The organism is Parasphingopyxis sp. (assembly GCF_052168275.1).
Lineage (GTDB): Bacteria > Pseudomonadota > Alphaproteobacteria > Sphingomonadales > Sphingomonadaceae > Parasphingopyxis.
The window spans coordinates 17952-41005 of the sequence record NZ_JBQLZM010000075.1; the positions used below are offsets into that span (position 1 = coordinate 17952).

26 protein-coding genes are annotated in these 23054 nt (G+C 64.1%); 16 read left to right on the forward strand and 10 right to left on the reverse strand.

Going from position 1 to position 23054, the window contains the following annotated elements; translation table 11 throughout:
- Position 1: 1 nt before the first annotated feature.
- The 4 genes from ftsY to ACTS1X_RS06795 form a co-directional block, all read right to left on the reverse strand.
- Positions 2-943 carry a signal recognition particle-docking protein FtsY gene (ftsY, locus tag ACTS1X_RS06780; protein ID WP_442613625.1) on the reverse strand — a complete coding sequence of 314 codons (942 nt, stop codon included), beginning with the start codon at positions 941-943 and terminating at the stop codon, positions 2-4.
- Positions 940-2190, reverse strand: a complete 1251-nt coding sequence (mtaB, locus tag ACTS1X_RS06785; RefSeq protein ID WP_442613626.1) for a tRNA (N(6)-L-threonylcarbamoyladenosine(37)-C(2))-methylthiotransferase MtaB — start codon at positions 2188-2190, stop codon at positions 940-942. The genes ftsY and mtaB overlap by 4 nt, the downstream gene beginning before the upstream one ends.
- On the reverse strand, positions 2187-3008 hold the full coding sequence (gene dapF, locus ACTS1X_RS06790; protein WP_442613627.1) for a diaminopimelate epimerase: 822 nt from the start codon (positions 3006-3008) through the stop codon (positions 2187-2189). Before dapF ends, mtaB begins: the two co-directional genes overlap by 4 nt.
- A 72-nt stretch (positions 3009-3080) precedes the next feature.
- Positions 3081-4619, reverse strand: a complete 1539-nt coding sequence (locus ACTS1X_RS06795; protein ID WP_442613628.1) for a putative bifunctional diguanylate cyclase/phosphodiesterase — start codon at positions 4617-4619, stop codon at positions 3081-3083.
- A 343-nt stretch (positions 4620-4962) separates the two neighbouring features.
- On the opposite strand from ACTS1X_RS06795, the gene ffh reads away from it, so the two are divergent.
- The 5 genes from ffh to rplS are packed head-to-tail and all read left to right on the forward strand — an operon-like array spanning position 4963 to position 8664.
- A complete protein-coding gene (gene ffh, locus ACTS1X_RS06800; protein ID WP_442613629.1) occupies positions 4963-6417 on the forward strand; it encodes a signal recognition particle protein in 1455 nt (484 codons plus the stop codon).
- Between the two features lie 42 nt (positions 6418-6459).
- Positions 6460-7020: a 30S ribosomal protein S16 gene (gene rpsP, locus ACTS1X_RS06805; protein ID WP_442613630.1), complete on the forward strand. Its 561-nt coding sequence runs from the start codon at positions 6460-6462 to the stop codon at positions 7018-7020.
- 3 nt (positions 7021-7023) lie between these two features.
- Positions 7024-7503 carry a ribosome maturation factor RimM gene (rimM, locus tag ACTS1X_RS06810; RefSeq protein ID WP_442613631.1) on the forward strand — a complete coding sequence of 160 codons (480 nt, stop codon included), beginning with the start codon at positions 7024-7026 and terminating at the stop codon, positions 7501-7503.
- Positions 7500-8243: a tRNA (guanosine(37)-N1)-methyltransferase TrmD gene (gene trmD, locus ACTS1X_RS06815; protein ID WP_442613632.1), complete on the forward strand. Its 744-nt coding sequence runs from the start codon at positions 7500-7502 to the stop codon at positions 8241-8243. Before rimM ends, trmD begins: the two co-directional genes overlap by 4 nt.
- Before the next feature lies 1 nt (position 8244).
- Positions 8245-8664 carry a 50S ribosomal protein L19 gene (rplS, locus tag ACTS1X_RS06820; RefSeq protein WP_442613633.1) on the forward strand — a complete coding sequence of 140 codons (420 nt, stop codon included), beginning with the start codon at positions 8245-8247 and terminating at the stop codon, positions 8662-8664.
- 57 nt (positions 8665-8721) lie between these two features.
- Here the strand turns inward: rplS and ACTS1X_RS06825 are convergent, their stop codons facing one another.
- Positions 8722-9534 carry a DUF2189 domain-containing protein gene (locus ACTS1X_RS06825; RefSeq protein WP_442613634.1) on the reverse strand — a complete coding sequence of 271 codons (813 nt, stop codon included), beginning with the start codon at positions 9532-9534 and terminating at the stop codon, positions 8722-8724.
- A 190-nt stretch (positions 9535-9724) separates the two neighbouring features.
- Here ACTS1X_RS06825 and ACTS1X_RS06830 point away from each other — a divergent pair, with 190 nt between their 5' ends.
- Positions 9725-10753, forward strand: a complete 1029-nt coding sequence (locus tag ACTS1X_RS06830; RefSeq protein WP_442613635.1) for an aspartate-semialdehyde dehydrogenase — start codon at positions 9725-9727, stop codon at positions 10751-10753.
- On the opposite strand, the gene ACTS1X_RS06835 is transcribed toward ACTS1X_RS06830, so the two are convergent.
- Both ACTS1X_RS06835 and ACTS1X_RS06840 read right to left on the reverse strand, forming a co-directional pair.
- The gene (locus ACTS1X_RS06835; protein WP_442613636.1) at positions 10754-12331 is read right to left on the reverse strand and encodes a DHA2 family efflux MFS transporter permease subunit; all 1578 of its coding nucleotides are present in this window, start codon (positions 12329-12331) and stop codon (positions 10754-10756) included.
- Positions 12318-13358 carry an HlyD family secretion protein gene (locus ACTS1X_RS06840; RefSeq protein ID WP_442613637.1) on the reverse strand — a complete coding sequence of 347 codons (1041 nt, stop codon included), beginning with the start codon at positions 13356-13358 and terminating at the stop codon, positions 12318-12320. Before ACTS1X_RS06840 ends, ACTS1X_RS06835 begins: the two co-directional genes overlap by 14 nt.
- 217 nt (positions 13359-13575) lie before the next feature.
- On the opposite strand from ACTS1X_RS06840, the gene ACTS1X_RS06845 reads away from it, so the two are divergent.
- The 5 genes from ACTS1X_RS06845 to ACTS1X_RS06865 all read left to right on the forward strand — a co-directional run bounded on the left by ACTS1X_RS06845 (position 13576) and on the right by ACTS1X_RS06865 (position 17806).
- Positions 13576-14223: a 2-hydroxychromene-2-carboxylate isomerase gene (locus ACTS1X_RS06845; RefSeq protein WP_442613638.1), complete on the forward strand. Its 648-nt coding sequence runs from the start codon at positions 13576-13578 to the stop codon at positions 14221-14223.
- Complete coding sequence (locus ACTS1X_RS06850) at positions 14220-14684, forward strand: GFA family protein (RefSeq protein ID WP_442613639.1); 465 nt, start codon at positions 14220-14222, stop codon at positions 14682-14684. The genes ACTS1X_RS06845 and ACTS1X_RS06850 overlap by 4 nt, the downstream gene beginning before the upstream one ends.
- Positions 14681-15124, forward strand: a complete 444-nt coding sequence (locus ACTS1X_RS06855) for a GFA family protein (RefSeq protein ID WP_442613640.1) — start codon at positions 14681-14683, stop codon at positions 15122-15124. The genes ACTS1X_RS06850 and ACTS1X_RS06855 overlap by 4 nt, the downstream gene beginning before the upstream one ends.
- On the forward strand, positions 15105-15878 hold the full coding sequence (locus ACTS1X_RS06860; protein WP_442613641.1) for an alpha/beta fold hydrolase: 774 nt from the start codon (positions 15105-15107) through the stop codon (positions 15876-15878). Before ACTS1X_RS06855 ends, ACTS1X_RS06860 begins: the two co-directional genes overlap by 20 nt.
- An 83-nt stretch (positions 15879-15961) precedes the next feature.
- On the forward strand, positions 15962-17806 hold the full coding sequence (locus ACTS1X_RS06865; RefSeq protein ID WP_442613642.1) for a M2 family metallopeptidase: 1845 nt from the start codon (positions 15962-15964) through the stop codon (positions 17804-17806).
- 74 nt (positions 17807-17880) lie between these two features.
- On the opposite strand, the gene ACTS1X_RS06870 is transcribed toward ACTS1X_RS06865, so the two are convergent.
- From ACTS1X_RS06870 to ACTS1X_RS06880, 3 genes are all read right to left on the reverse strand, one after another.
- Positions 17881-18318 (reverse strand): hypothetical protein, encoded by a 438-nt coding sequence (locus ACTS1X_RS06870; RefSeq protein WP_442613643.1) that lies wholly within the window; start codon positions 18316-18318, stop codon positions 17881-17883.
- Positions 18319-18384: 66 nt separating this feature from the next.
- The gene (locus tag ACTS1X_RS06875) at positions 18385-19848 is read right to left on the reverse strand and encodes an AMP nucleosidase (protein WP_442613644.1); all 1464 of its coding nucleotides are present in this window, start codon (positions 19846-19848) and stop codon (positions 18385-18387) included.
- Positions 19841-20317, reverse strand: coding sequence for a peroxiredoxin (locus tag ACTS1X_RS06880; RefSeq protein WP_442613645.1), 477 nt, complete (start codon positions 20315-20317; stop codon positions 19841-19843). Before ACTS1X_RS06880 ends, ACTS1X_RS06875 begins: the two co-directional genes overlap by 8 nt.
- A 181-nt stretch (positions 20318-20498) precedes the next feature.
- On the opposite strand from ACTS1X_RS06880, the gene ACTS1X_RS06885 reads away from it, so the two are divergent.
- The 5 genes from ACTS1X_RS06885 to ACTS1X_RS06905 all read left to right on the forward strand — a co-directional run.
- Positions 20499-20780: a hypothetical protein gene (locus ACTS1X_RS06885; protein WP_442613646.1), complete on the forward strand. Its 282-nt coding sequence runs from the start codon at positions 20499-20501 to the stop codon at positions 20778-20780.
- A 118-nt stretch (positions 20781-20898) separates the two neighbouring features.
- Positions 20899-21417: a nuclear transport factor 2 family protein gene (locus ACTS1X_RS06890; protein WP_442613647.1), complete on the forward strand. Its 519-nt coding sequence runs from the start codon at positions 20899-20901 to the stop codon at positions 21415-21417.
- 77 nt (positions 21418-21494) lie between these two features.
- Positions 21495-22055, forward strand: a complete 561-nt coding sequence (locus ACTS1X_RS06895; RefSeq protein ID WP_442613648.1) for a YqgE/AlgH family protein — start codon at positions 21495-21497, stop codon at positions 22053-22055.
- A gap of 46 nt (positions 22056-22101) precedes the next feature.
- Entirely contained in the window at positions 22102-22716 is a 615-nt protein-coding gene (locus ACTS1X_RS06900) for a GNAT family N-acetyltransferase (RefSeq protein WP_442613649.1), read from the forward strand.
- A gap of 165 nt (positions 22717-22881) precedes the next feature.
- Positions 22882-23054, forward strand: a 173-nt coding sequence (locus ACTS1X_RS06905; RefSeq protein WP_442613651.1) for an adenosylhomocysteinase, incomplete at its 3' end; no start/stop codon positions are given.

The following is a 23054-nucleotide window of genomic DNA, read 5'->3' on the forward strand; positions in this document are numbered from 1 at the left end:
TCTACTCTCCATCAAACTCGTCGGCGCCCGTGATCGCGCGCGCCACCGCGCGAGGGTCGAAGGGGCGCAAATCTTCGAGCCTCTCGCCGACACCGATCGCGTGGATCGGCAAGCCGAACTTTTCGGCCGCGGCGACCAGCACGCCGCCACGCGCCGTTCCGTCGAGCTTCGTCATAACAAGGCCGGTGACATTGGCCACTTCCCTGAACACCTCGATCTGGGAAAGGGCGTTCTGCCCGGTGGTCGCGTCCAGCACGAGGATGACGTTATGCGGCGCCTCTTCGTTGAGCCGCCCCAGCACCCGGCGGATCTTGGAAAGCTCGTCCATCAGATGGCTCTTGTTCTGCAGGCGGCCGGCCGTATCGACGATCAGCACGTCCGTGCCGATCTCGGTGCCGCGCTTGACCCCCTCGAACACGAGGCTGGCCGCATCGCCGCCTTCCTCGCCGGCGATGATCGGCACTCCGAGCCGCTCCGCCCACACCTTGAGCTGGCCGATCGCCGCCGCGCGGAACGTGTCGCCGGCGACGAACATGACATTGTAGTCGTCCTCGAGAAACAGGTGTCCGAGCTTGGCGATGGTGGTCGTCTTGCCCGACCCGTTGACGCCGATAACGAGCATGACCTGCGGCCGCGGAAAGGCGTCGATCTCGAGCGGCACGGCGACGGGGCGCAATATCTCTTCCAGTTCCTCGGCGACGATCTCGCGTATATCGAGTTCGGACAAATGCCGGTCGTAGCGGCCGCTCGCCAGCCGGTCGCGCACGCGCGCGGCGACCGAGGGGCCGAGATCGGACGCGATCAGCGCCTCCTCGATCTCGTCCAGCGTGTCCTCGTCGAGCTTTTCCTTGGTGATCAGGCCGGTCAGATTGCCGCCGAGCCTGTCGGACGTCCGCTTGAAACCGAAGCGCAGCTTCTCGCCCCAGCTTTTTTCCTCACTCACGCGATTTCCCCGGCCAATATCCCGTCATCGACACCGGCGATCCGGGTCTCGACGATCGTCCCTATCTTGCTTGCTCCGTCCATCGCGGACGGTCGGTCGAGCGCCACCTCGGCGAAATTTTCCGCATGGCCGGTCCCGTCCTCGCGCTCGACCAAAACGCGTTGCGTCGTGCCGATCAAACCCTCCAGCCACATCGCCTTCTGCCGCGCGGTTGCCGCGCGCAGCCTTTGCGCGCGTTCCTTGCGGGCCGGGACGGGCACCTGCGGCATTTTTGCCGCCGGCGTTCCGCGCCGCGCCGAATAGGGGAAGATGTGACCGAAGACGATCTGGCAATCGTCGACCAGCGCCAGCGTATTCGCCGCCATCTCCTCGGTTTCGGTCGGAAAGCCTGCGATGATATCGGCGCCGATCGCGATCTCGGGCCGCTCGGCCTTGAGGCGCGCGACCATCTCGACGGATTGCGCGCGGCTGTGGCGGCGCTTCATGCGTTTCAGGATCATGTCGTCTCCCGCCTGCAGCGAGAGATGGAGATGCGGCATGAAACGCGGTTCGCCCGTGATGATCTCGAACAGCCGCTCATCGATCTCGATCGAGTCCAGGGACGAGAGCCGCAGGCGGGGGAGGGCGGTCACGCCCGTGAGGATGCGCTCGACGAGCAGGCCGAGGCTGGGACTGCCAGGAAGGTCGGGACCATAGCTGGTGACGTCGACGCCCGTCAGCACGATCTCCTGAAAGCCCTGATCGACCAACGCCTTGATCCGGTCGACGACGAGGCCGGCCGGGACCGAGCGGCTGTTGCCGCGGCCATAGGGGATGACGCAGAAGGTGCAGCGATGGTCGCAGCCATTCTGCACCTCGACAAAGGCGCGGGCGCGCTCGGCAAAACCGGTCACGAGATGGGGCGCCGTTTCGCGCACGGCCATGATGTCGGAGACCAGCGAGCGGTTCGACGCAAAGCTTTCGGGCAGCATCTTTTCACGATTGCCGAGCAGCCTGCCGACCTCCGGCATCGCTGCGAAACTTTCGGGTTGGGTCTGCACGGCGCATCCCGTGACGATGATCTCCGCATCGGGCCGCGCGCGCTTCGCCTTGCGGATCTGCTGGCGGGTCTTGCGGACCGCTTCGGCCGTCACCGCGCAGCTGTTGACGATGACCAGATCGTCGCGATCGGCCGCCATCGCCCGCATGGCTTCGCTTTCGGCGAAGTTCAGCCGGCAGCCCAGGGTAATGAGTTCGGGACCGCTCACCGCAGCGTCCCCGTGTCGATCTCGCCGCTGAAGACATGGGTGGCCGGGCCGGTCATCCGGATCGTCTCACCCGGTGCCCAGTCGATCCGGAGATCGCCGCCGGGCAGATGCACGACCGTCTCGCCGGCGACGAGCTTCCGCCGCGCCGCGGCGACCATCGTCGCGCAGGCGCCGGTGCCGCAGGCACGGGTCAGGCCCGCGCCCCGCTCCCAGACGCGCAAGGTAATGCCGCCGTCCGGTTCGACCGTCGCGACGTTGACGTTGATGCGCTCGGGAAAGAGCGGGTCGGTTTCGATGATCGGGCCGAGCCGGGCGAGATCGACCGCTCCGGCGTCCTCGACGAAGAACACGATATGCGGATTGCCCACATTGACCGCGGCCGGGTCTTCGAGATTCTCCCAGCCGACCGGCATGTTCGCGGTGTCCATCGCATAGGCCAGCGGGATCGCATCCCAGTCGAACCGGGGCTCGCCCATGTCGAGCGTCGCGCCCGCACCGTTGACGCGACCCGAGATCGTGCCGCCCGCGGTTTCGATCACGGCCTCGTCGCCCACCAGCTGCGTCACGCAGCGTGCGGCATTGCCGCAGGCCTCGACCTCGCCGCCGTCGGCGTTGAATATCCGCATGGCCAGATCGGCGGTGTCCGACGGTTCGAGCAGGATGAGCTGGTCGCAGCCGATCCCGGTGCGCCGGTTGGCGAGCGCGCGCGCGAGGGTCTCCGTCATGTCGACGGAGCGATTGCGGGCATCGATAACGACGAAGTCGTTGCCGAGGCCGTGCATCTTGTGAAAAGCCAAGGTGCGAGAAGATGGGCGCATGGCGCGCGATTTAGGGTCGGGAAGGGGTGCTGTCCACTTGCACGGCGCTTTTGTTCGCGCCCGCCGCTCGGTTTAGCCCGTGCGGCGCAGCTTGCGCAGATCGTCCAGCGCTTCCTCGGCGATCTCTTCACTCGGCCGCGACGTCAGCATGTCCTTGTCGGCGAGCAGCCGCCGCGTCTGGCCAATTGCCATCGGCTTGCCGAAATGCCAGCCCTGTCCGGCCATCGAGCCCAGATCCTTGAGGCTGGCTTCGATCTGTTCGTTTTCGATCCCCTCGGCGGTGACCGGCAGGCCTAGGCTGGCACCGAGACGCGTGATCGCATCGACGATCGCCGCGCTTTCATTGTCGTCGTTGATCGAGGTGACGAAGCTGCGATCGATCTTGATCCGGTCGAACGGCAGCGCGCGCAGATGGGCAAGACTCGAATAGCCGGTTCCGAAATCGTCGAGCGCCACGCGGATGCCCTGGTTTTTGAGGCTCGAAATGATCGATTGCGCGATGCCGAGATTGTCGAACAGCGCTGTTTCGGTGATCTCGATTTCGAGCCGGCTGGCCGGGAAGTTCGTCTCGGTCAGCAATTTGATGATCTTCTGGGCGAGCCAGGGATCCTTGAGCTGCGCCGGCGAGATGTTGACGGAGAGCGTCAGGTTCGGGTCCCAGTCGCGCGCCTCGATGAAGGCCTGGCGCATCACGCATTCGGAAAGTTCGGCGATCAGGCCGCATTCCTCGGCGACCGGAATGAATTCCTCCGGCAGGATGACGCCCCTGGTCGGGTGTTCCCAGCGGGCCAGCACCTCGAAACCGTGCAGCTTGCCGGTCAACAGGTCGACCTGCTGCTCGTAATAGGGGGCGAATTCGCCGGCCGGAATGCCCTTGCGCATGCCTTCTTCGACGCGGTTCCGTTCCTCGAGCATCCGCTCCATGCTGCCGTCGAACCAGACGGCGCGGTTCTTGCCCTGGTGCTTGGCGGCATACATGGCGATATCCGCGCGGCGCAGCAGCGTTTCGACGCCGTTGCAGTCGTGATCCGACCGGGCGATGCCGACCGAGGCGCTCGTCTGTATCGACTGGCGTTCGATATCGAAGGGCTGCGAAATCCGTTCGACGAGCTCGTCGGCCACGGCGTCTACCGCGGCCGGGTTGGAAGGATCGAACTGGAAGGCCGCGGCGAACTCGTCGCCGCCGAGGCGCGCGCCGAGCGCCGAGCCGGGCAAGGCGCTCATGATCCGCTTGCCGACCTCGCGCAGCAGTACGTCGCCGACATGGTGGCCGTTGAGATCGTTCACATATTTGAAGCTATCTAGGTCGATGACGAACATGGCCACGACCCGGTCCCGCTGCGCGGCGCGCTTGATCATTTCGCCTGCCTCGCTGCTGAGCGCGCGGCGGTTGAGGAAACCGGTGAGCGGATCGCGCAATGCCAGCAGGCGGGCGCGCTTGGCGGCCTCCTTGTGGGACTTGATCTGTTCGCTGACTTCGTTGTGATGGCGCCATCCGATGAGGATCAGCGCAATGTTCAGGATCAGGGCGATGGCGAGAACCGGATCGCGCTCGGACGCGGTGCCGGCGATGATATTGGCGATGACCTGTCCGCCGAGGCCGGCAAACATGAGGATGGCCGTGAGAGCGACGGCACCCGAAACGAGTGCACGGGGCTGTCGGTCCTCGCTCGACGCCGGTACAGTCGAATTTGAACTTGAAGCGATGGTCTCGCGTTCGCCCATAACGTGTTTCCCGTAAATTGAGCTGCGTGATGGCACGAACGGAGTGAAGACCGAGTTAATTTCGGGCATTTTCGGCGAACCCTTGTAAATTCCGCTTTCGCGCAGTATTTGCGCTCCACAGTTCCGCGAGGAATGCAGATCGACGCGCCGATATGGCGTCCGCTGGCCGGCGAGGTTTCGCCCGCCGGCGCTTTTTGCGTTAGTCGCCGGAACAGGAAGGAATTGGACGATGTTCGACAGTCTCAGCGATCGGCTCGGCGGCGTATTCGACCGTTTGAAGGGCCGCGGCGCGCTCAGCGAAAGCGATGTCCGGGCGGCGATGCGCGAAGTGCGGATCGCGCTGCTCGAGGCCGATGTCGCGCTGCCGGTAGCGCGCGAGTTCGTCGACGGGGTGACCGAACAGGCAGTCGGTCAACAGGTGCTGAAATCGGTCACGCCGGGCCAGCAGGTCGTCAAGATCGTCAACGACGCGCTGGTCGCGATGCTCGGCGCCGAGGCGTCCGAACTCAATCTCGAGGGGACGCCGCCCAATGTCGTGATGATGGTCGGCCTGCAGGGCTCGGGCAAGACGACGACGACCGCCAAGATCGCCAAGCGGCTCACCGAAAAGGGCCGGAAAAAGGTGCTGATGGCGTCGCTCGACGTCAATCGCCCGGCCGCGCAGGAACAGCTGGCCGTACTCGGTACGCAGACCGATGTCGCGACGTTGCCGATCGTCGAGGGCCAGCAGCCGGTCGATATCGCGAAACGGGCGCTGCAGGCGGCGAAGCTCCAGGGCTTCGATGTAGTGATGCTCGATACCGCCGGCCGTCTCCATGTCGACCAGCAGCTGATGGACGAGATGAAGACGGTCGCCGACGTCGCGACACCCGCAGAAATCCTGCTCGTCGTCGATGCGTTGACCGGCCAGGACGCGGTCAATGTCGCGCAGAACTTCTCCGAACAGGTGCCGCTGACCGGTACCGTGCTGACCCGGATGGATGGCGATGCGCGCGGCGGCGCGGCGCTGTCGATGCGCGCGGTCACAGGTACGCCGATCAAGTTTGTCGGCGTTGGCGAGAAGCTCGATGCGCTGGAAGAATTCCATCCGGAGCGCGTCGCGGGCCGCATTCTCGGCATGGGCGATGTCGTCAGCCTCGTCGAACGCGCGGCCGAAACGGTTGAAAAAGAAGAGGCCGAAGCCTTCGCCAAGAAGATGGCCAAGGGGCAGTTCGACCTCAACGACCTGCGTACGCAGCTCGCGCAGATGCAGCGCATGGGCGGGCTCGGCGCGCTCGCCGGGATGCTGCCGGGCATGAAAAAGGCGCAGGCCGCGATGGCGCAGAGCGGCATGGACGACAAGGTGCTCGTCCATATGGACGCGATGATCGGCTCGATGACCAGGGAGGAGCGCGCCAAGCCCGGCCTGCTCAACGCCAAGCGCAAGCGCCGCGTGGCGATGGGCTCGGGCACGACCGTGCAGGAGGTCAACAGGCTCCTCAAGATGCACAAGGAAATGGCGACCGCGATGAAGCGCATCAAGAAGATGGGCGGCATCAAGGGGCTGATGAAGATGTTCGGCGGAGGCGGCCCGGACGGCCTGCCGACCGACCCGGGAGACATGCCGCCGGGCGGCATGCCGGGCCTGCCCGGAATGCCGGGGCAGGGGATCCCTCCGGGGCTCGATAAATTACTGAAACGCTAGAGTTATTTTGACTATTCTGATTTTTGAAAGAAGGAAATATCAATGCCAGTAGCAATCCGGTTGTCGCGCGGTGGCGCAAAGAAGCGGCCTTATTACAAGATCGTCGTAACCGATTCCCGCAAGGCGCGGGACGGCAAGTTCATCGAACGGATCGGCAGCTACAACCCGCTGCTCGCCAAGGACGATCCCGAGCGCGTGAAGCTCGACGAAGACCGTGCCAAGCATTGGCTGTCGGTCGGCGCGCAGCCGTCAGATCGCGTGATGCGCTTCCTCGATGCTGCCGGCATCATGGAGCGTCCGGCGCGCAACAACCCGCAAAAGGCGGAACCGGGCGCGAAAGCCAAGGAACGCGCCGAGGAAAAGGCCGAGAAGGAAGCCGCCGCCACGGAAGCCGCAGAAACACCTGCGGAAGAGGCTCCGGCTGAAGCCGCCGAAGCGCCGGCTGAAGAAGCGGTTGCCGAAGAGGCCCCTGCCGAGGAGGCCGAAGCGACGGCTGAAGAAGCTGCCGCCGAGGAAGCTCCGGCGGAGGAAACGCCTGCTGAGGAAGCAGCCGCTGAAGAGGCTCCTGCCGAGGACGCCGAGAAAGAAGAAGCCAAGAGCTAAGCCTTGGCCGAAAAGCGCATCACCCTCGCCGCCATTGCCGGAGCGCATGGCATTGGCGGCGAGGTGCGCCTCAAGCTGTTCGCCGAGAGTCTGGACAGCTTCAAACGCTACAAGACGTTCGACGCGGGCGGGCAATCGCTCACGCTCACATCCGCGCGCGAAACCGGCAAGATGCCGATCGCGCGCTTCGCCGAGATCGCCGACCGCAACGCCGCCGAGGCGCTGCGCGGCAAGGAACTGACCGTGCCGCGCGACGCGCTGCCGCCGCTCGCCGAGGGCGAATATTATCACGCCGATCTTGTCGGCCTCCCGTGCGTGACCGAGTGCGGCGATCCGGTCGGCGAGGTGATCGCCATCGAGAATTTCGGGGCCGGCGATATTATCGAGATACGGCAACCCGATGGCTCGGAATTCATGGTGCCGATGAAAGCGGTCACGGCATCGGCAACCGGGATCATTCTGGATAGCGATTTTCTGCCATGAGCTTCGCCGCTACCATCCTGACCCTCTACCCCGAGATGTTCCCGGGGCCGCTCGGCCATTCGATCGCCGGGCGTGCGCGGGACGAGGGGAAATGGGCGCTGGAAACGCTCCAGATCCGGGATTTCGCGACCGACAAACATCACACGGTGGACGATACGCCGGCCGGTGGCGGCGCGGGCATGGTGATGAAGGCCGATGTGCTGGCCGCCGCGATCGACGAAGCGCTGGAGCGCCAGCCGGATGCCCCGGTGCTCGCCATGTCGCCGCGCGGAACGCCGCTGACGCAATCCCGGATACGCGCGCTTTCGACCGGCCCCGGCGTCACGATATTGTGCGGCCGTTTCGAGGGGTTCGACGAGCGCATTTTCGAAGCCCGCCCGGTTGAGGAAGTCTCGGTCGGCGACTATATCCTGTCCGGCGGCGAAATCGGCGCTCTGGCGCTGCTGGACGCTTGCATAAGGCTGCTTCCCGGGGTAATGGGCGCGGCTTCAAGCGGCGATGAGGAAAGTTTCGAACAGGGGCTTCTCGAATATCCGCACTATACCCGGCCTGTAGAATGGGAAGGGCGCAGTATCCCTGAAGTGTTGCGATCGGGGGATCATGCGAGGATCGCGGCTTGGCGGAAACGCCGGGCCGAAGAGATAACACGGTCACGGCGGCCGGATCTTTGGGAGCGCTACAGTGGCGCTCCGGGTCAGTCGCCCTCTGGCGCGCAACGGGACAAAGCAAAGGACGAATGAGATGAATCTCATCGAGACGCTCGAGGCGGAAGCCATCGAGAGCATTACGAGCGACAAGAAACTGCCCGACTTCAAGGCGGGCGACACGCTGCGCGTCGGCGTGAAGGTCGTGGAGGGTGACCGCACCCGTATTCAGAATTTCGAAGGCGTCTGCATCGCGCGCACCAATCGCGGCATGGGATCGAGCTTCACGGTTCGGAAGATCTCGTTCGGCGAAGGCGTCGAGCGCGTATTCCCGCTGTACAGCCCCAACGTCGACAGCGTGACCGTGCTCAAGCGCGGCATCGTGCGCCGCGCCAAGCTCTACTATCTGCGGGGCCGCACCGGTAAGGCTGCGCGTATCGCCGAAAAGCGCGACGATCGCGAGAAGAACACGATCAAGACCGAAAAGCCGGAGGCCGCCGAGGCCGCCGAAAGCTGAGATCGCACCGGCGATTGGAGACGATGAAAAGGGCCGTCCCGTGGGGCGGCCCTTCTTCTATCTTCCCATCCGCTCGAGTTCGTCCCGGTCGACAAGGCGGGTGTAGAGGTGCCAGGTGGCGTAACCGAGGACCGGCAGCGCCACGGCGAGGCCGATCAGCAGCGGTATCGCCGCCACGGTCAGGATCAGGCCCACCGTGACGCCCCAGCGCAGCAGCACGCCGGGATTGCGGCGGAAGGCGGCGAGCGAGGTCGCGACCGCGCGTTCGGCGCTGACTTTGCGGTCGACGAGCAGCGGCAGCGAAACGACGCTGACCGCCAGTACGACGACGGCGAACAGGATGCCGACGAGGTTTCCGACGATGATCATGCCCCAGCCGGGCCGGGTCGTCAGCACCATTTCGGCGAAATTGGCGATCGTCCCGGGAGGCTGCAGTCCGAAGAACAAGGTGTAGATCAGGCCGGCGGCGAACAGCCAGGCGCCGAAGATGGCGAGCAGCCCGATGCCGACCGCCGCGATCGAGAGAATCGAGCGGTTCTTGAGCACGGCGAAGAAATGCCACCAGCTCGAATCTCGACCCGCTTCGCGCCGTTTCGCGAGTTCGTAGAAGCCGGTCGCGACGAGCGGACCGAGCAGCGAGAGGCCCGCGAACAGCGGAAAGAGCATCGATATGTCGCTGCCGGTCATCACGACGGACGCGATGGCGCCGACGAGCGGGTAGAGCAATCCGACGAAAAGGAGATCGCCCCGCTTCGCCTTGAAATCGGCGTATCCGGCGGCGAGACTTTCATTGAGATCGACGGCGGTTATCGTGCGCACGGGCAGCGGAACGGTGGCCGGCGTGGCGTCGAGCGAAGCTTCCTGGGGCATGACGGTCTCCGTCGGCAGAAACGCCTGCCGTTCGCGGCCCCCGGATGTCGATAACGAACAGTCTAGACCCAAAGCGTCAACCGCGCAATGACGCTACGGAAAGCCGAATGTATTGCACCGCAACAATGTTTGGCTTGGCGTAAGCGGGAACTCGCGCTACGTCCCCATGCCTCAACAAGGGAATGCGACTATGGGTTATCGGGTAGCGGTGGTCGGAGCGACGGGGAATGTCGGGCGCGAAATGCTCGCCTGCCTCGCCGAGCGCGAGTTTCCGGCGGACGAGGTCGCGGCGGTCGCCTCGCCGCGTTCGCAGGGCGTCGAGGTCGAATTCGGCGAAACCGGCACGATGCTCAAATGCCGCAATATCGAGCATTTCGACTTTTCCGGCTGGGATATCGCGCTGTTCGCCGCGGGTTCGGGCCCGGCCAAGGAATATGCTCCCAAGGCGGCCGAGGCCGGCTGCACGGTGATCGACAACAGCTCGCTCTTCCGGATGGACCCGGACGTCCCGCTGATCGTGCCGGAGGTCAATCCCGAGGCGATCGACGGGTATCTCGCCAAGAACATCATCGCCAATCCCAATTGCTCGACGGCCCAGATGGTCGTCGCGCTGAAGCCGCTGCACGACGCGGCGACGGTCAAGCGAGTCGTGGTTTCGACCTATCAGTCGGTTTCCGGCGCGGGCAAGGAGGGGATGGACGAGCTGTTCAACCAGTCGCGCGACATCTTCGTCGGCGATCAGGCCGAAGCCAGGAAATTCACCAAGCAGATCGCGTTCAACGTGATCCCGCATATCGACGTCTTCCTCGACGACGGCTCGACCAAGGAAGAATGGAAGATGGTCGTCGAGACGAAGAAGATCCTCGATCCGAAAATCAAGGTCAGCGCGACCTGCGTCCGCGTCCCGGTTTTCGTCGGCCATAGCGAGGCGATCAATATCGAGTTCGAGAACGAGCTGTCGGCCGAGGACGCGCAAAATATCCTGCGCGAGGCGCCGGGCATCATGCTCGTCGATAAGCGCGAGGACGGCGGCTATGTGACCCCGGTCGAGTGCGTCGGTGACGGCGCGACCTTCATCAGCCGCGTGCGCGAGGACCCGACGGTCGAGAACGGCCTCGTTCTGTGGTGCGTCTCGGACAATCTGCGCAAAGGCGCGGCGCTCAATGCCGTCCAGATCGCCGAGCTGCTCGGCCGACGGCATTTGCAGAAGGCGGCGTAGCTATTCCGCCGGCTGCGGCTCGCCGTCCGGCTCGTCCTCCTCGACATTCGCTGTGCCCGTTTTCGGTAGTTTCTTGAGCAGCATCGAGGCGGGGACGGCGATGATGCAGCCCCACATGATCAGCCAGAAATTGTTGATGTAGCCGATCATCAGCGCCTGGCGGTTGATCTCGTTGTCGAGCAGGGCGGCGATCTGCTCGATGGGCAGGTTCAATCGCTCGAGGCCCAGCGATGGCACGGTCGAGGGCGTGATATGCTGGCCGAGATCGGCATGGCTGATCTGCAGGTTGCGCGCGACGTTGCTCGCCGTGATCGAGATGCCGATCGACGCGCCGACGTTGCGCAGCAGGTTCATCAGCGCCGCGCCTTCGGGGCGCAGGCTGACCGGCAAGGTCGCGAAGGCGATGACGTTGAGCGGGACGAAGATAAAGCCGATGCCGAGGCCCTGGATGACGCCCACGGTGATGATCGGGCCGGAATCCATGCCGATCATCCAGTGCGTCATCATGTAGCACGACCAGGCCGTGATCGCCCAGCCGATGGCGAGGATGATCCGCGCGTCCATAACGTTCATCAGCCGCGCGGCGACGCCCATCGCGACGATCACCCCGAGCCCCCGCGGCGCCAGCAGATAGCCGGCGGTGATCACCGGATAATCGAGCACGCCCTGCAGCATCGGCGCGATCAGCGCGATGATCGCGAACACGACAACCCCGACGAACGCGACGAAGATGAGCGAGCCGACCAGGTTCCGGTCGGTGAAAATGGCCGGGGTCAGCAGCGTGTTCTTCCCGGTCAGCATATGGACGATGAACACCCAGAAGCCGATGATGATGCAGCCGATGCCGATCCAGATCGACGTGCTGTCGAGCCAGTCAAGCTGCTGGCCGCGATCGAGCACGAGCTGGAGCGCGGCGAGGCCCAGCGCGAACATCGAGAAGCCGAACAGGTCGAAGCCGCGCCGGCTGATCGGGCGGCTCGGCAGCAGGAAATACAGCATGGCAAAGATCACCGCGCCGATCGGCAGGTTCACGTAGAACACCCAGCGCCAGTTATAATATTCGGTGATATAGCCGCCGATCAGCGGCCCGAGGATCGGCCCCATCACCGCGCCCAGACTCCAGATCGCCATTGCCTGGCCGTGCTTGTGCGACGGATTGATGTCGAGCATCGCGGTCTGCGAGATCGGGCCGATAAAGGCGGCCGCGATCCCCTGCATGATGCGGAACGTCACCATCTGTTCGAGGCTCGTCGCCGCGCCGCAGAGCATCGAGGTGAAAATGAAAAAGGCGACGGCCCAGAGGAAAAGGTTGCGCGATCCGATCCGGTCGGCGAGCCAGCCGGTGATCGGGATAGCGACGGCGGTCGCGACGATATAGCTGGTCAGCACCCAGGCGATCGTGTCGATCGTCGCGCCAAGGCTCGTCTGCATGTGGGGAAGCGCGACGTTGGCGATCGTCGTGTCGAGGATCTGCATCATCATCGCCATCATGATGGCGAAGGTCAGGAGCCCCTTGTAGCGGACCGGGAGAAGGGCGTCGCCGTCTGCCGGAGCGGCTGCTTCGCTAGCGCTCGCCATCGTCGCGGATATCGACGCGGACATCGGCGCTGAGGCCGGTGATCATCTGCCGCGACGGCGTCCCTTCGATCTCGATGCGCACCGGCACGCGCTGGGTGACCTTGACCCAGTTGCCGGTGGCGTTTTGCGGCGGGAGGATCGAGAATTCAGCGCCGGTGCCCGCGCCGATGCTGCCGACCCGGCCCTGGACAACCAGGTCGGGATAGGCGTCGAACGTGATCCGCGCCGGCTGCCCGATCCGCATCCGGTCAAGATCGGTTTCCTTGAAATTGGCCTCGATCCAGGTCTCGTCGCGCGCGACGATGCTGACGACCGCGGTTCCGGGGTTCGCCATCTGGCCGATCTGGAGCCGGTCGACCTCGCTGATCGTGCCGCTCACCGGCGCGCGGACGATCGTGCGCTCGAGGTTGAGCTGCGCCTCTTCGCGCCGGGCGATGGCGGCGGCGACAGCCGGGAATTCCGAACGCGCGCCGCGGCTGTTCGCGCTGCCGACGGCGGCGCGGGCGTCCATCTGCGCGGCGCGGGCGGCGTTCAGGCGCGCCTGCGCGTCCGATAGCTGGTTCTCGAACGATTCGACGCGCGCCCGTGTGTTGAAGCCGCGCTCCATCAGCTCGCGCTCGCGGGCGAGATTGCGCCGGGCGAATTCGACATTGGCCTGTGCCGTCGAGATGTCGACGCCGCTTGTCGAGACCGCCGTTTCGGCCTGGCCGAGCGCGAGCCGCGCGTCGCTGATATCGGCTTCGGCCTGCTGGACGGCGATGCGGTAGGGCTCGGGGTCGATGCGGAACAGGATATCGCCCGCCTCGACCTGTTCATTCTCCTCGACCAGCACGGCCACGATCCGCCCGCCGACTTCCGGGCTGATCTCGATGATATCCTGCTGGACATAGGCGTTGTCGGTCGAAACGTAGCGCCCCGACGTGACGTACCAATAGACGCCGATGCCGATCACCAGCGCCGGTACGATCAGCATTGCGATCAGCCGGACAGGAGACCGCTTGCGTTCGGTCTTTTCCTGTTCAGCCATCTTGTCCGCCCTGATTTGCGGGTCCTGTTCGGCCACTGCGCCCCATCCTCCCAGACGAACGGCGAAATTCGCACAGACTTTGGGTCTTGGCGAGGCTTTTCGGAAAAAGAGGGGAAAAGTGAGTCTTTTGAGTCACAGTGGTCCTGTTATGGTTTTCCGCTTATCAGCCCGTTAATGCCGGAATCCGGTTCCGGCCAACAGCGAAGGATATGCCGAGATGACCCTTCACGCCGATCTCTACTGGTCCTTCCGCAGCCCGTACAGTTACTTGGCGACCCGCCGCTATCGCGCGCTGACCGAGAGCCACGACGTCGATATCGCGCTCAGGCCCGTCTATCCGCTGGCCATCCGCGAACCCGATTTCTTCGAGCGGAACCATCCCAACTGGCTGCGCTACACGCTCGTCGACATCATGCGCCTGTCGCAGTTTCTGGATATCCCGATGGCGCCGCCGCGCCCCGATCCGATCGTCCAGGACATGGCGACGCGCAAGATCGCCGACGAGCAGCCCTATGCCTATCGGCTGACCCGGCTCGGCCAGGCCGCGGCGCGGCGGGGCAAGGGGCTGGCTTTCGCCGACGAGGTGTCGCGGATCATCTGGGGCGGGACCGAAAACTGGCATGAGGGCAGCCATCTTGCCGACGCGGCGGCACGCGCGGGTCTCGATCTCGCAGAACTCGACGCCGAGGCGGAGGCCGAACCCGAGATACTCGACGCCGAGATCGCCGCGAACCAGGAAGCGCTCGAGGCCGCCGGCCATTGGGGCGTACCGACGCTGGTGTTCGAGGGCGAGCCGTTTTTCGGACAGGACCGGATCGATGTCGCGGTCTGGCGGCTGAAGCAGAAAGGATTGGAAGAGCGATGAGCCTCGAGGGCGGATGCCTGTGCGGCGCGGTGCGGTATCGCATCGATGAGGATGCGCTGCCCTGCTACGCCTGCCACTGCACGGATTGCCAGACGCATACCGGTAGCGCATTCGCATTGCAGATGCCGGTCTTCGCGTCGAGATTTTCGATCGAAGGCAATGTCGTGACCGCCGAAACCGAACTGCCGAGCGGTCAGACCACGACTATCCATGCCTGTGCGAAATGTCTCGTCAGATTGTATGCGACGGTGAGCAACCGCCCCGGCCTGAACACCGTGCGGGCGGGGACGCTGGACGATAGCCGCGACCTTGCACCGGTCGCCCATATCTGGATGCATTCGAAACAAGATTGGGTCGCGATACCCGATGGCCTGCGGACATTCGAGGAAATGCCGGAAGAGGCCGACTGGTTCGAGATATTGGATACTGCCAAGCGGTTGCAGGCGGGAGGACCGACATGACGGAAACAATCACGGGCGGCTGCCAGTGCGGCCGGATACGCTACACGGCCACGATTGACGATCGCGACGCCTATCTGTGCCACTGCCGGATGTGCCAGCGCGCGACGGGCGGCGTTTCGATCGCGTTCAAGAATCTGCCCAAGGCGAGCGTCGAATGGGAAACCGATCCCGACTGGTACGAAAGCTCGCCGATCGCGCGGCGGGCTTTCTGTTCGCAATGCGGTACGCCGCTCGGCTTCGAATTTCCCGACAGCGACAAGATGGACATCACGGTCGGATCGATCGACGATCCCTTCGGTTTCGTTCCGAAACATCATTTCGGTTCCGAAAGCCTGCATGAGGCCTGGCTGGATACGCGCAGCCTCACGCGCTACCGGGCGGACGAATATGAACCGGTCGTCAGGCGCTGGAAGGAAAAAGTTGGCAAACTCCCCGATTGATCTGCCGATCCGCTATTTCGACAGCGACGACGGCTACCGGCTGGCCTATCGGGAAACGGGCGAAGGGCGGCCGCTTATTCTCCTCCACGGCTTCTTCTCCAACGCCTTCACCAACTGGATTCGCTACGGCCATGCCGAAATGATCGCGGCCAAGGGCTATCGCCTGATCATGCCGGACCTGCGCGCTCATGGCGACAGCGCGAAGCCCCACGATCCGGCCGCCTATCCTGCCGATATACTGGCGCGCGACGGATTGGCGCTGATCGATCATCTCGGGCTGACGGAGTACGATCTGGGCGGCTATTCATTGGGCGCGCGGACCGTCGTGCGGATGCACGTGCTGGGCGCGCGCCCGGCACGGCTGATCATATCGGGCATGGGACTGTCCGGACTGACGAGCCTCGCGAGCCGGGCCGAGCATTTCCGGCATATCCTGACCAATCTCGGCAACCATCCGAAACATTCGCCCGAATGGATGGCCGAAGCCTTTCTGAAGACCACCAAGGGCGATCCCGAGGCGCTGCTGCAGGTCCTCAACGTCTTCACCAATACGCCGGAAGAGGCGATCCGGGCGATCGCGGTGCCGACGCTCGTTCTTGCGGGTGAAGAGGATCAGGACAATGGCAGCCATACGGATCTCGCCGCCCTGATTACGAAAGCCGATCATCGCGAAGTGCCGGGCGGCCATATGAGCTGCATCGTGAAGCCTGAATTCGGCGCGGCGATCGCCGACTGGCTGGGCGAACCCGTCTAGGCTTTCGACCAACGGCCCTTGACCGTCGGCGAACGCCTTGGTCAAACGCGCGCCATAGAAACGTCTTACGGAGAGCATGTTCCATGAAAATATTTGCGAAAATCGGTGCGTCCGCACTCGCGCTCGGCGCGGTCCTGGCCGCGACGCCGGCCCTGGCCGACAATCACGCGACGCCGGCCGCCGACCGCACGCCCGAGGCCGCCCGCGCCTTTCTCGACCAGTCGATGGCCGAGATGCGCGATCTCTTCACCATCTCGTCGCGCGCGGCCTGGGTCAACTCGACCTATCTCAATCAGGATACCGACGCGCTGAACACCTATTTCGGCACGCTGATCACGCAGATGCTCGTGCGGCTCGCCAATCAGGCCGCCGAATATGCCGAGGTCGACGGACTCGATTACGACACGAACCGTCAGCTCGATCAGCTCCGTTCCGGCATCGGCATGCCGGCGCCGACCCGCGACGGCGCCGCCGCCGAACTCAACGAGCTCGCGACCGCTCTGAGTACCGCCTATTCGACCGGCCGGGCGACGATGAACGGCGAGGAGATCAACGGCAACGAGGCCGAAGCCCGAATGGGCACGGTCCGCGATCCTGCGCTTCTCGCCGAGATGTGGACGAGCTGGCACGATGATGCCGCCGATATGCGCGACAATTACTCGCGCATCGTCACCATCGCCAACGAGGGCGCGACCGAGCTCGGCTATGACAATGTCGGCGATCTTTGGCGGTCGGGCTACGACATGACGCCGGACGAATTCGCGGCGATGACCGAACGGCTCTGGAACGAGACGCGGCCGCTCTACGAAGAACTGCACTGCTATGTCCGCGCCGAGCTCAACGAGGAATATGGCGATGCGGTGCAGCCGGAGACCGGCCCGATCCGCGCCGACCTGCTCGGCAATATGTGGGCGCAGGAATGGGGCAATATCTACGAAATCGTCGCGCCGGAAGGGGCGGGCGATGTCGGGTATGACCTCACCGAGCTTTTGACCGCGGCCGACTATACGCCCGAGCGGATCGTCCGGACGGGCGAGGCATTCTTCAGTTCGCTGGGCTTCGAGCCTCTGCCGGAAACCTTCTGGACCCGCTCGCAGATCACCGAACCGCGCGACCGTGATGTTGTCTGCCATGCCAGCGCCTGGAACATCGACAGCGTCGACGATCTGCGCATCAAGATGTGTACGCGCGTCAATGCCGACGATTTCGTCACCGTGCATCACGAACTCGGGCACAATTACTATCAGCGCGCCTATAACCAGCAGCCGCTGATTTACCAGAACAGCGCAAACGACGGTTTCCACGAAGCGATCGGCGACATGATCGCGCTCAGTGTCACCCCCGAATATCTGGTCCAGGTCGGCCTGCTCGACGAAGCCGATGTACCGGGTCCGGATCGCGATCTCGGCCTGTTGCTGCGACAGGCGATGGACAAGGTCGCGTTCCTGCCGTTCGGCCTGCTGATCGACCGCTGGCGCTGGGGTGTCTTCGACGGGTCCATCACGCCGGATAATTACAACGCGGCATGGAACGAGATGCGGCTGCGCTATCAGGGCATCACCCCGCCGGTCGAGCGGACCGAGGCGAATTTCGACCCGGGCGCGAAATATCACGTACCGAACAACGTCTCCTACACCCGCTACTTCCTCGCGCGGATCCTGCAGTTCCAATTCTATCAGGCGGCCTGCGAACAGGCGGGCTGGGAAGGGCCGCTCCATCGCTGCTCCTTCTACGGCAACGAGGAAGTCGGTGCGCGGCTGAACGCGATGCTGGAAATGGGCTCCTCGCGGCCCTGGCCGGAAGCGCTGGAAGCCTTTACCGGCACCCGCGAAATGTCGGCCGAACCGCTGCTTGCCTATTTCGAGCCGCTCCAGACCTGGCTCCAGGAGCAGAATGACGGGCGGGAGTGCGGCTGGTCGGTCGAATAGCCGAACAATCGGACTGAAAAAAGGGCGGCCCGCCTGTCGGCGGACCGCCCTTTTTTGTGTGGTTTCGAACGCGGCTAGTCAGCGCGCGGCTTCACCTTGGGCGGTGCGGCCTTTGCGGCCTTTCGCTTGTCGTACATTTTCTTGCCGACCACGGCGCCGGCGGCTGCCGCGGCGACGCCGCCGACCGCAGCGGCCGTCTTGACCGGGTGTTTCCTGACCGTCTGGCCGACGGTTTTCGCGCCGCTGCCGACCTTGCTCGCCGTGCCTTTCGCGGTCTTGCTGACCTTGGCGGCGGCGCCTTTCGCGGTCTCGCCGGCCTTGCCGGCGGCGGACTTGGCGGTGGCACTGATCTTGTCAGTCACGCCGGTCTTGGCGGCGGCCGGCGTTTTGGCCGTGCTTTTTGCTGCCGGTTTCGCAGCGGGTTTGGTCGGTTTGCTTGCCATGGTTGTCGGGCCTCCTTTGGCGTGATGTGCTATTATCCAATCAATTCGCGAAACGGCATTCCGTTCCATCGCTGAACGAATGAAATATGCTTTCGCAGCTGTAATGACCCTTAACGAGCCTAGCACATACGCCGTCTAGCGGAAGGGCGGTTCGTCGAATGCGCGCAGCTTGCGGCTGTGCAATCGCGATCCGAAGGCGCGCAGTTCCTCGACGGCGGCGATGCCGATCTCGATATGCTCGCGCACCGCGCGGTCGTAGAAGAGATTGGCCTGGCCGGGCAGTTTGAGCTCGCCATGGAGCGGCTTGTCCGATACGCAAAGCAGGGTGCCGTAGGGCACGCGATAACGATAGCCTTGGGCGGCGATGGTCGCCGACTCCATATCGATTGCGACCGCGCGGGACAGCGAGAAGCGCAGCGCCGACTGGCTGTATCGCAGTTCCCAGTTGCGGTCGTCGGTCGTCACCAGCGTGCCCGTTCGCATCCGCCGCTTCAGCGCATCGGCCTCTTCGCCGGTCACGCTGCGCGCGGCCGCCTCCAGCGCCTGCTGCACCTCGGCGATCGGCGGGATCGGGATTTCGGGCGGCAGCACCGCGTCGAGCACATTGTCGTCGCGCAGATAGGCGTGGGCGAGGACGTAATCGCCGATCCGCTGACTGGGCCGGAGGCCGCCGCAATGGCCGATCATCAGCCAGGCTTCGGGGCGCAGGACCGCAAGATGATCGGTGATCGTTTTCGCATTGGACGGGCCGACGCCGATATTGACGATCGAGATTCCGGCTCGATCCTCGGCGGTCAGATGATAAGCGGGCATCTGATGCTTGCGCGCCGCAGCGGCAGTTTCCAGTGCGGCCGGATCGGCATCGTCGCAGGTCAGCTCGATCCCGCCCGCGCCGGATAGCGTTCGGTACCGATCGCCGGATTTCAGTTGCTCGCAGCCCCACTCGATGAACTCGTCGACATAGCGCTGATAGTTGGTGAACAGGATGTAGCGCTGCACATGTTCGGGCGGCGTGCCGGTATAATGGCGCAGCCGGGCGAGGCTGAAATCAGTGCGCAATGCATCGAACAGCGCCAGGGGCCGGTATCTGGCGCGTGCGCCGTCCCACAGGCCGTCGGCCAGTTCGTCGCCGATCTCGGCCAGCTCGGTCGCCGGGAAGTGGCGCGCCAGTTCTTCGGCGCGCATATCGCCCAGCTCGATCCCGCTGCCGTCCAGCACATAGGGGAAGGGGATTTCCTGGTGGCTGCGATGGACTTCGACGTCCTGCAGGCCGTAATCCGCGAACAGGATTCCGATCTGTTCGGCAAGATAGTCGCGAAACAGCTCTGGCTGGGTTACCGTGATCGCATAGGTGCCGGCTTCCCCCAAACGCCCGTAGGACCGCGGCTTGCGGTCCTCGGCCCGACCCTCGCCATCATAGTCGAAGCGCAGCTCGGGGTAGCTGAAACGGCGCCCCGACCGCAATCCGGGCGCAGGCGGCGTGCCGTTATCTATATAGTCGCGAAGGGCGTCCCGCAGACTGCGGATGCTATCGAGATAACATCGCTCCAGCTCGTCGATGACGGCTTTCGCCCGCGCTTTGGTATCCGCCTCAGTCAAGCTGGCCTAGCATATGTTCGGCCGAACTGACCTTGTATTCTCCGGGCGCCTCCACGTTGAGCTTTTCGACCACACCGTCGTTCACGATCATCGAGAATCGCTGGCCACGCTTGCCCATGCCGAATCCGGTGCCGTCCATGGTCAGCCCGACCGCTTCGACGAATTCGCCGTTGCCGTCAGCGAGCGCGGTCACCTGGTCGGCGTCCTTGGTCCATTCGCCCATCACGAAAGCGTCGTTGACGGCGGTGGTCGCGATTTCGTCGATGCCCTTGGCCTTAAGCTCGTCGGCTTTTTCGACATAGCTTGGCAGATGCTTGGCGGAGCATGTCGGCGTGAAGGCTCCGGGGACTGAGAAGAGCGCGATCTTGCGGCCGCCGAAAAACTGGTCGTGATCGACCGGCTGCGGGCCGTTTTCCGTCATCGTCACGAAATTGGTCTTGGGGAGGGTATCGCCTTCGCTGATCGTCATGATGTGCTCCTGCTGATTGGGGTTCCTGTGGCGTGATATCGATCAACCATGAATGTTTGCGGACGTCCAGCGCAATTCGGCGAAAAAGGCCCATCGTTGCGCCCGATCCGTTATGGCGGCTATGGTGCGGCGGACGGATCGTCGCGGGCGCCGGTCGATTATGTCCTGTTTGGAGAGTGTTATGCGTATCGTGATCGTGACCCTGATGGCCCTGCTGCTGAGCGGCTGCATCGCGCGTACGGCGGCCAATGTCGTGACAGCGCCGGTCCGCGCGGTCGGCCAGGTCGCCGACTGGGCGACGACGAGCCAGGACGAGGCCGACCGCAACCGCGGCCGCGAAATCCGCGAGGAGGAAGAACGGCTCGGCCGCGAATGGCGCGAATGCATGGAAGATTATGACCGCGCCTATTGCGACGAGATCTATTACAGCAATGCGCGCGCCCGGCCGCCCGAAGAGGATTGAGACTGCTCGGTCGGTTTGCGATTGGTCGATGATGTCGGCTGTCCGGTCGAACGCCCTGCGGTGATTCCGCGCGTGTCTGATACTCCGATGCGTCTCGTCGCAAGGGGGAGGGACGGACATGCGATATCTCTGGCTGCTATCATGCGTGGCTCTGGCGTCCTGTGCGCAAGCTGCGGACGATGTGCGCGACGTGGACGACGCAGCGCTCCGCCAATGGGTGGATAGTTTTTACGGCGACTATCTTCGTCCGGGCGTCACGGCCGAGCAGTTGCTGAGCCATTATGCCGAGGATGTGGAATTCGTCGATCCGACGTTCCGTATCGACGTCCGGGGGCACGACGGTCTCATCCGTGTTTTCGGGCAGTTGGGAACGCCAGAATCCAATTATCGCGACGTCGAGTGGCAGATCGACAAGGTGATGGTGGACGGCCAAAGTGTCGCGGTGAACGGCGTGATGAGCGGCGAATGGTACGGCTGTCCATTCGAAATGGCCTTCGTTACGATCTTCGATATCGAGGACGGCCTGATCGCGCGTCAGCAGGATTTCTTTGCGGCCTCGACGTTCGACGAGCAGGTGGCGCTGGATCGCGACACGGGTTTGCCGACCTGCGAGACGAGTACGGCGTCTGCCGGATAATCATTCCGGGGCGTATGGAGTGCGTTTCGGGCCGGGATACACTGGACCCGAAGCGCCCACCCGCTACAGTCCCGATTATGGATTCACCGACCTTTTACTCCGGCCAGCTGCTGCTCGCGTTGCCGGGCATGGGCGATCCGCGGTTCGAGCGCGCCGTGATCGCGATGTGCGCGCATGACGAGCAGGGGGCGCTCGGTATCGGGATCGGCAATGTGATCGCCAATGTCGGGTTTCATACGTTGCTCAAACAGCTCGAGATCGACGTCGGCGACGCGCCGGACGCGCCCGTCCATCTCGGCGGTCCGGTCGAGCCGCAGCGCGGGTTCATCCTGCACAGCCTCGACTGGGGCGGCGAGGACAGTGTCCAGGTCGGCGACAAATGGGGGCTGACCGGGACCCTGGATATTCTGCGCGCGATCGTCGAGGGCAGGGGGCCCTCGCGCTGGCTCTCCGCGCTTGGCTATGCCGGCTGGTCGCCGGGGCAGCTCGACGAGGAAATGACCCGGCACGGCTGGTTCACGGCCGAAGGCGACGAGGAAATCCTGTTCGACACCGCGGCCGAGGACCGCTGGGCGGCGAGCTACCGGAAAGCGGGCGTCGATCCGGCGCTGCTGGCGCACGATGCGGGACATGCCTGAGCCTCACCGGATGTCGGCGCCGGTCGGAAGCCGGAAAGGATAGCCCATGCCCCATCGTGTCGATTTCGGGAACCGTCCGCGCGCGGTGGAAACGCATCTCGATGACGGCGCGCCGATCTGCCTGCGCCCGATCCGCCCGTCGGACGGGGAGGCGATCGATCGCGGAATAAGGGAACTCTCCGACCGCTCGCGCTATCTGCGGTTCTTCTCATCCTTCAAGAGCGCGCCGCCCACCGTCATCGAGCGTCTGTCGGCGGTCGACGGGTTCGAGCATATCGCCTGGGGTGCGGTAATGACGGGCGAGGACGGCCAGCCGCCGGTCGCCGCCGCCCATGCGATCCGCGACGGCGAGCATCCCGATACCGCGGATCTCGCTATCGCCGTGCTCGATCACTATCACCATCGCGGCATCGCGCGCCTGCTACTCGCGGCGCTGATGCTCGACTGCAGCGCGGCGGGCCTTGCCGAACTGACCTTCGACATCCTGTTCGCCAACAAACCGGCGATCACGCTCGTCAAATCGCTGGGCGCCGAGACGCGCTCCAAGGCGTCGACGGTGATCACTTACGGTCTTGACGTGAACGAGACTCTTTCGCGCCTTGAAGGAATGGCGGAACCGCGCGGGTTGAACGACGTTTTTGCGGCTTTTCGCCATCAATAATATTTGGCATTCGGGCGCCGATTTCCGGGAACGAGAAAGACATATAAAGAATTCTTTATATTCCATTTGCAATCGGCGCCGCGCCCCTGTAAAAAGACATTCATGACGGCCGCCGTTGCTACGCGCGGCTTTTCTTTTTGACCTATTCGAACAGGAGCCTTCTTCATGGCCACCGACGTCCTTGAAGCGAAACAGGATTATATTGTCGCCGATATCGGCCTGGCCGATTACGGCCGGCGCGAGCTCGATATCGCCGAGACCGAAATGCCGGGCCTCATGGCGACGCGCGAGGAATATGGCCGGGAGCAGCCCCTGAAGGGCGCGCGCATCGCCGGCTG

What these genes read in the sequence shown, in the direction of transcription:
- trmD (WP_442613632.1), top strand. Translation starts at nt 7,500, where the DNA reads ATGAGCTTCGCCGCTACCATCCTGACCCTCTACCCCGAGATGTTCCCG.
- ACTS1X_RS06850 (WP_442613639.1), top strand. Translation starts at nt 14,220, where the DNA reads ATGAGCCTCGAGGGCGGATGCCTGTGCGGCGCGGTGCGGTATCGCATC.
- ACTS1X_RS06885 (WP_442613646.1), top strand. Translation starts at nt 20,499, where the DNA reads ATGCGTATCGTGATCGTGACCCTGATGGCCCTGCTGCTGAGCGGCTGC.
- ACTS1X_RS06795 (WP_442613628.1), bottom strand. Translation starts at nt 4,619, where the DNA reads ATGTTTGCCGGCCTCGGCGGACAGGTCATCGCCAATATCATCGCCGGC.
- ACTS1X_RS06870 (WP_442613643.1), bottom strand. Translation starts at nt 18,318, where the DNA reads ATGGAACGGAATGCCGTTTCGCGAATTGATTGGATAATAGCACATCAC.
- rplS (WP_442613633.1), top strand. Translation starts at nt 8,245, where the DNA reads ATGAATCTCATCGAGACGCTCGAGGCGGAAGCCATCGAGAGCATTACG.
- ACTS1X_RS06895 (WP_442613648.1), top strand. Translation starts at nt 21,495, where the DNA reads ATGGATTCACCGACCTTTTACTCCGGCCAGCTGCTGCTCGCGTTGCCG.
- ACTS1X_RS06855 (WP_442613640.1), top strand. Translation starts at nt 14,681, where the DNA reads ATGACGGAAACAATCACGGGCGGCTGCCAGTGCGGCCGGATACGCTAC.
- ACTS1X_RS06890 (WP_442613647.1), top strand. Translation starts at nt 20,899, where the DNA reads ATGCGATATCTCTGGCTGCTATCATGCGTGGCTCTGGCGTCCTGTGCG.
- ffh (WP_442613629.1), top strand. Translation starts at nt 4,963, where the DNA reads ATGTTCGACAGTCTCAGCGATCGGCTCGGCGGCGTATTCGACCGTTTG.
- ACTS1X_RS06900 (WP_442613649.1), top strand. Translation starts at nt 22,102, where the DNA reads ATGCCCCATCGTGTCGATTTCGGGAACCGTCCGCGCGCGGTGGAAACG.
- ACTS1X_RS06825 (WP_442613634.1), bottom strand. Translation starts at nt 9,534, where the DNA reads ATGCCCCAGGAAGCTTCGCTCGACGCCACGCCGGCCACCGTTCCGCTG.
- ACTS1X_RS06865 (WP_442613642.1), top strand. Translation starts at nt 15,962, where the DNA reads ATGAAAATATTTGCGAAAATCGGTGCGTCCGCACTCGCGCTCGGCGCG.
- ACTS1X_RS06835 (WP_442613636.1), bottom strand. Translation starts at nt 12,331, where the DNA reads ATGGCGAGCGCTAGCGAAGCAGCCGCTCCGGCAGACGGCGACGCCCTT.
- dapF (WP_442613627.1), bottom strand. Translation starts at nt 3,008, where the DNA reads ATGCGCCCATCTTCTCGCACCTTGGCTTTTCACAAGATGCACGGCCTC.
- ACTS1X_RS06840 (WP_442613637.1), bottom strand. Translation starts at nt 13,358, where the DNA reads ATGGCTGAACAGGAAAAGACCGAACGCAAGCGGTCTCCTGTCCGGCTG.
- ACTS1X_RS06845 (WP_442613638.1), top strand. Translation starts at nt 13,576, where the DNA reads ATGACCCTTCACGCCGATCTCTACTGGTCCTTCCGCAGCCCGTACAGT.
- ACTS1X_RS06880 (WP_442613645.1), bottom strand. Translation starts at nt 20,317, where the DNA reads ATGACGATCAGCGAAGGCGATACCCTCCCCAAGACCAATTTCGTGACG.
- rpsP (WP_442613630.1), top strand. Translation starts at nt 6,460, where the DNA reads ATGCCAGTAGCAATCCGGTTGTCGCGCGGTGGCGCAAAGAAGCGGCCT.
- ACTS1X_RS06830 (WP_442613635.1), top strand. Translation starts at nt 9,725, where the DNA reads ATGGGTTATCGGGTAGCGGTGGTCGGAGCGACGGGGAATGTCGGGCGC.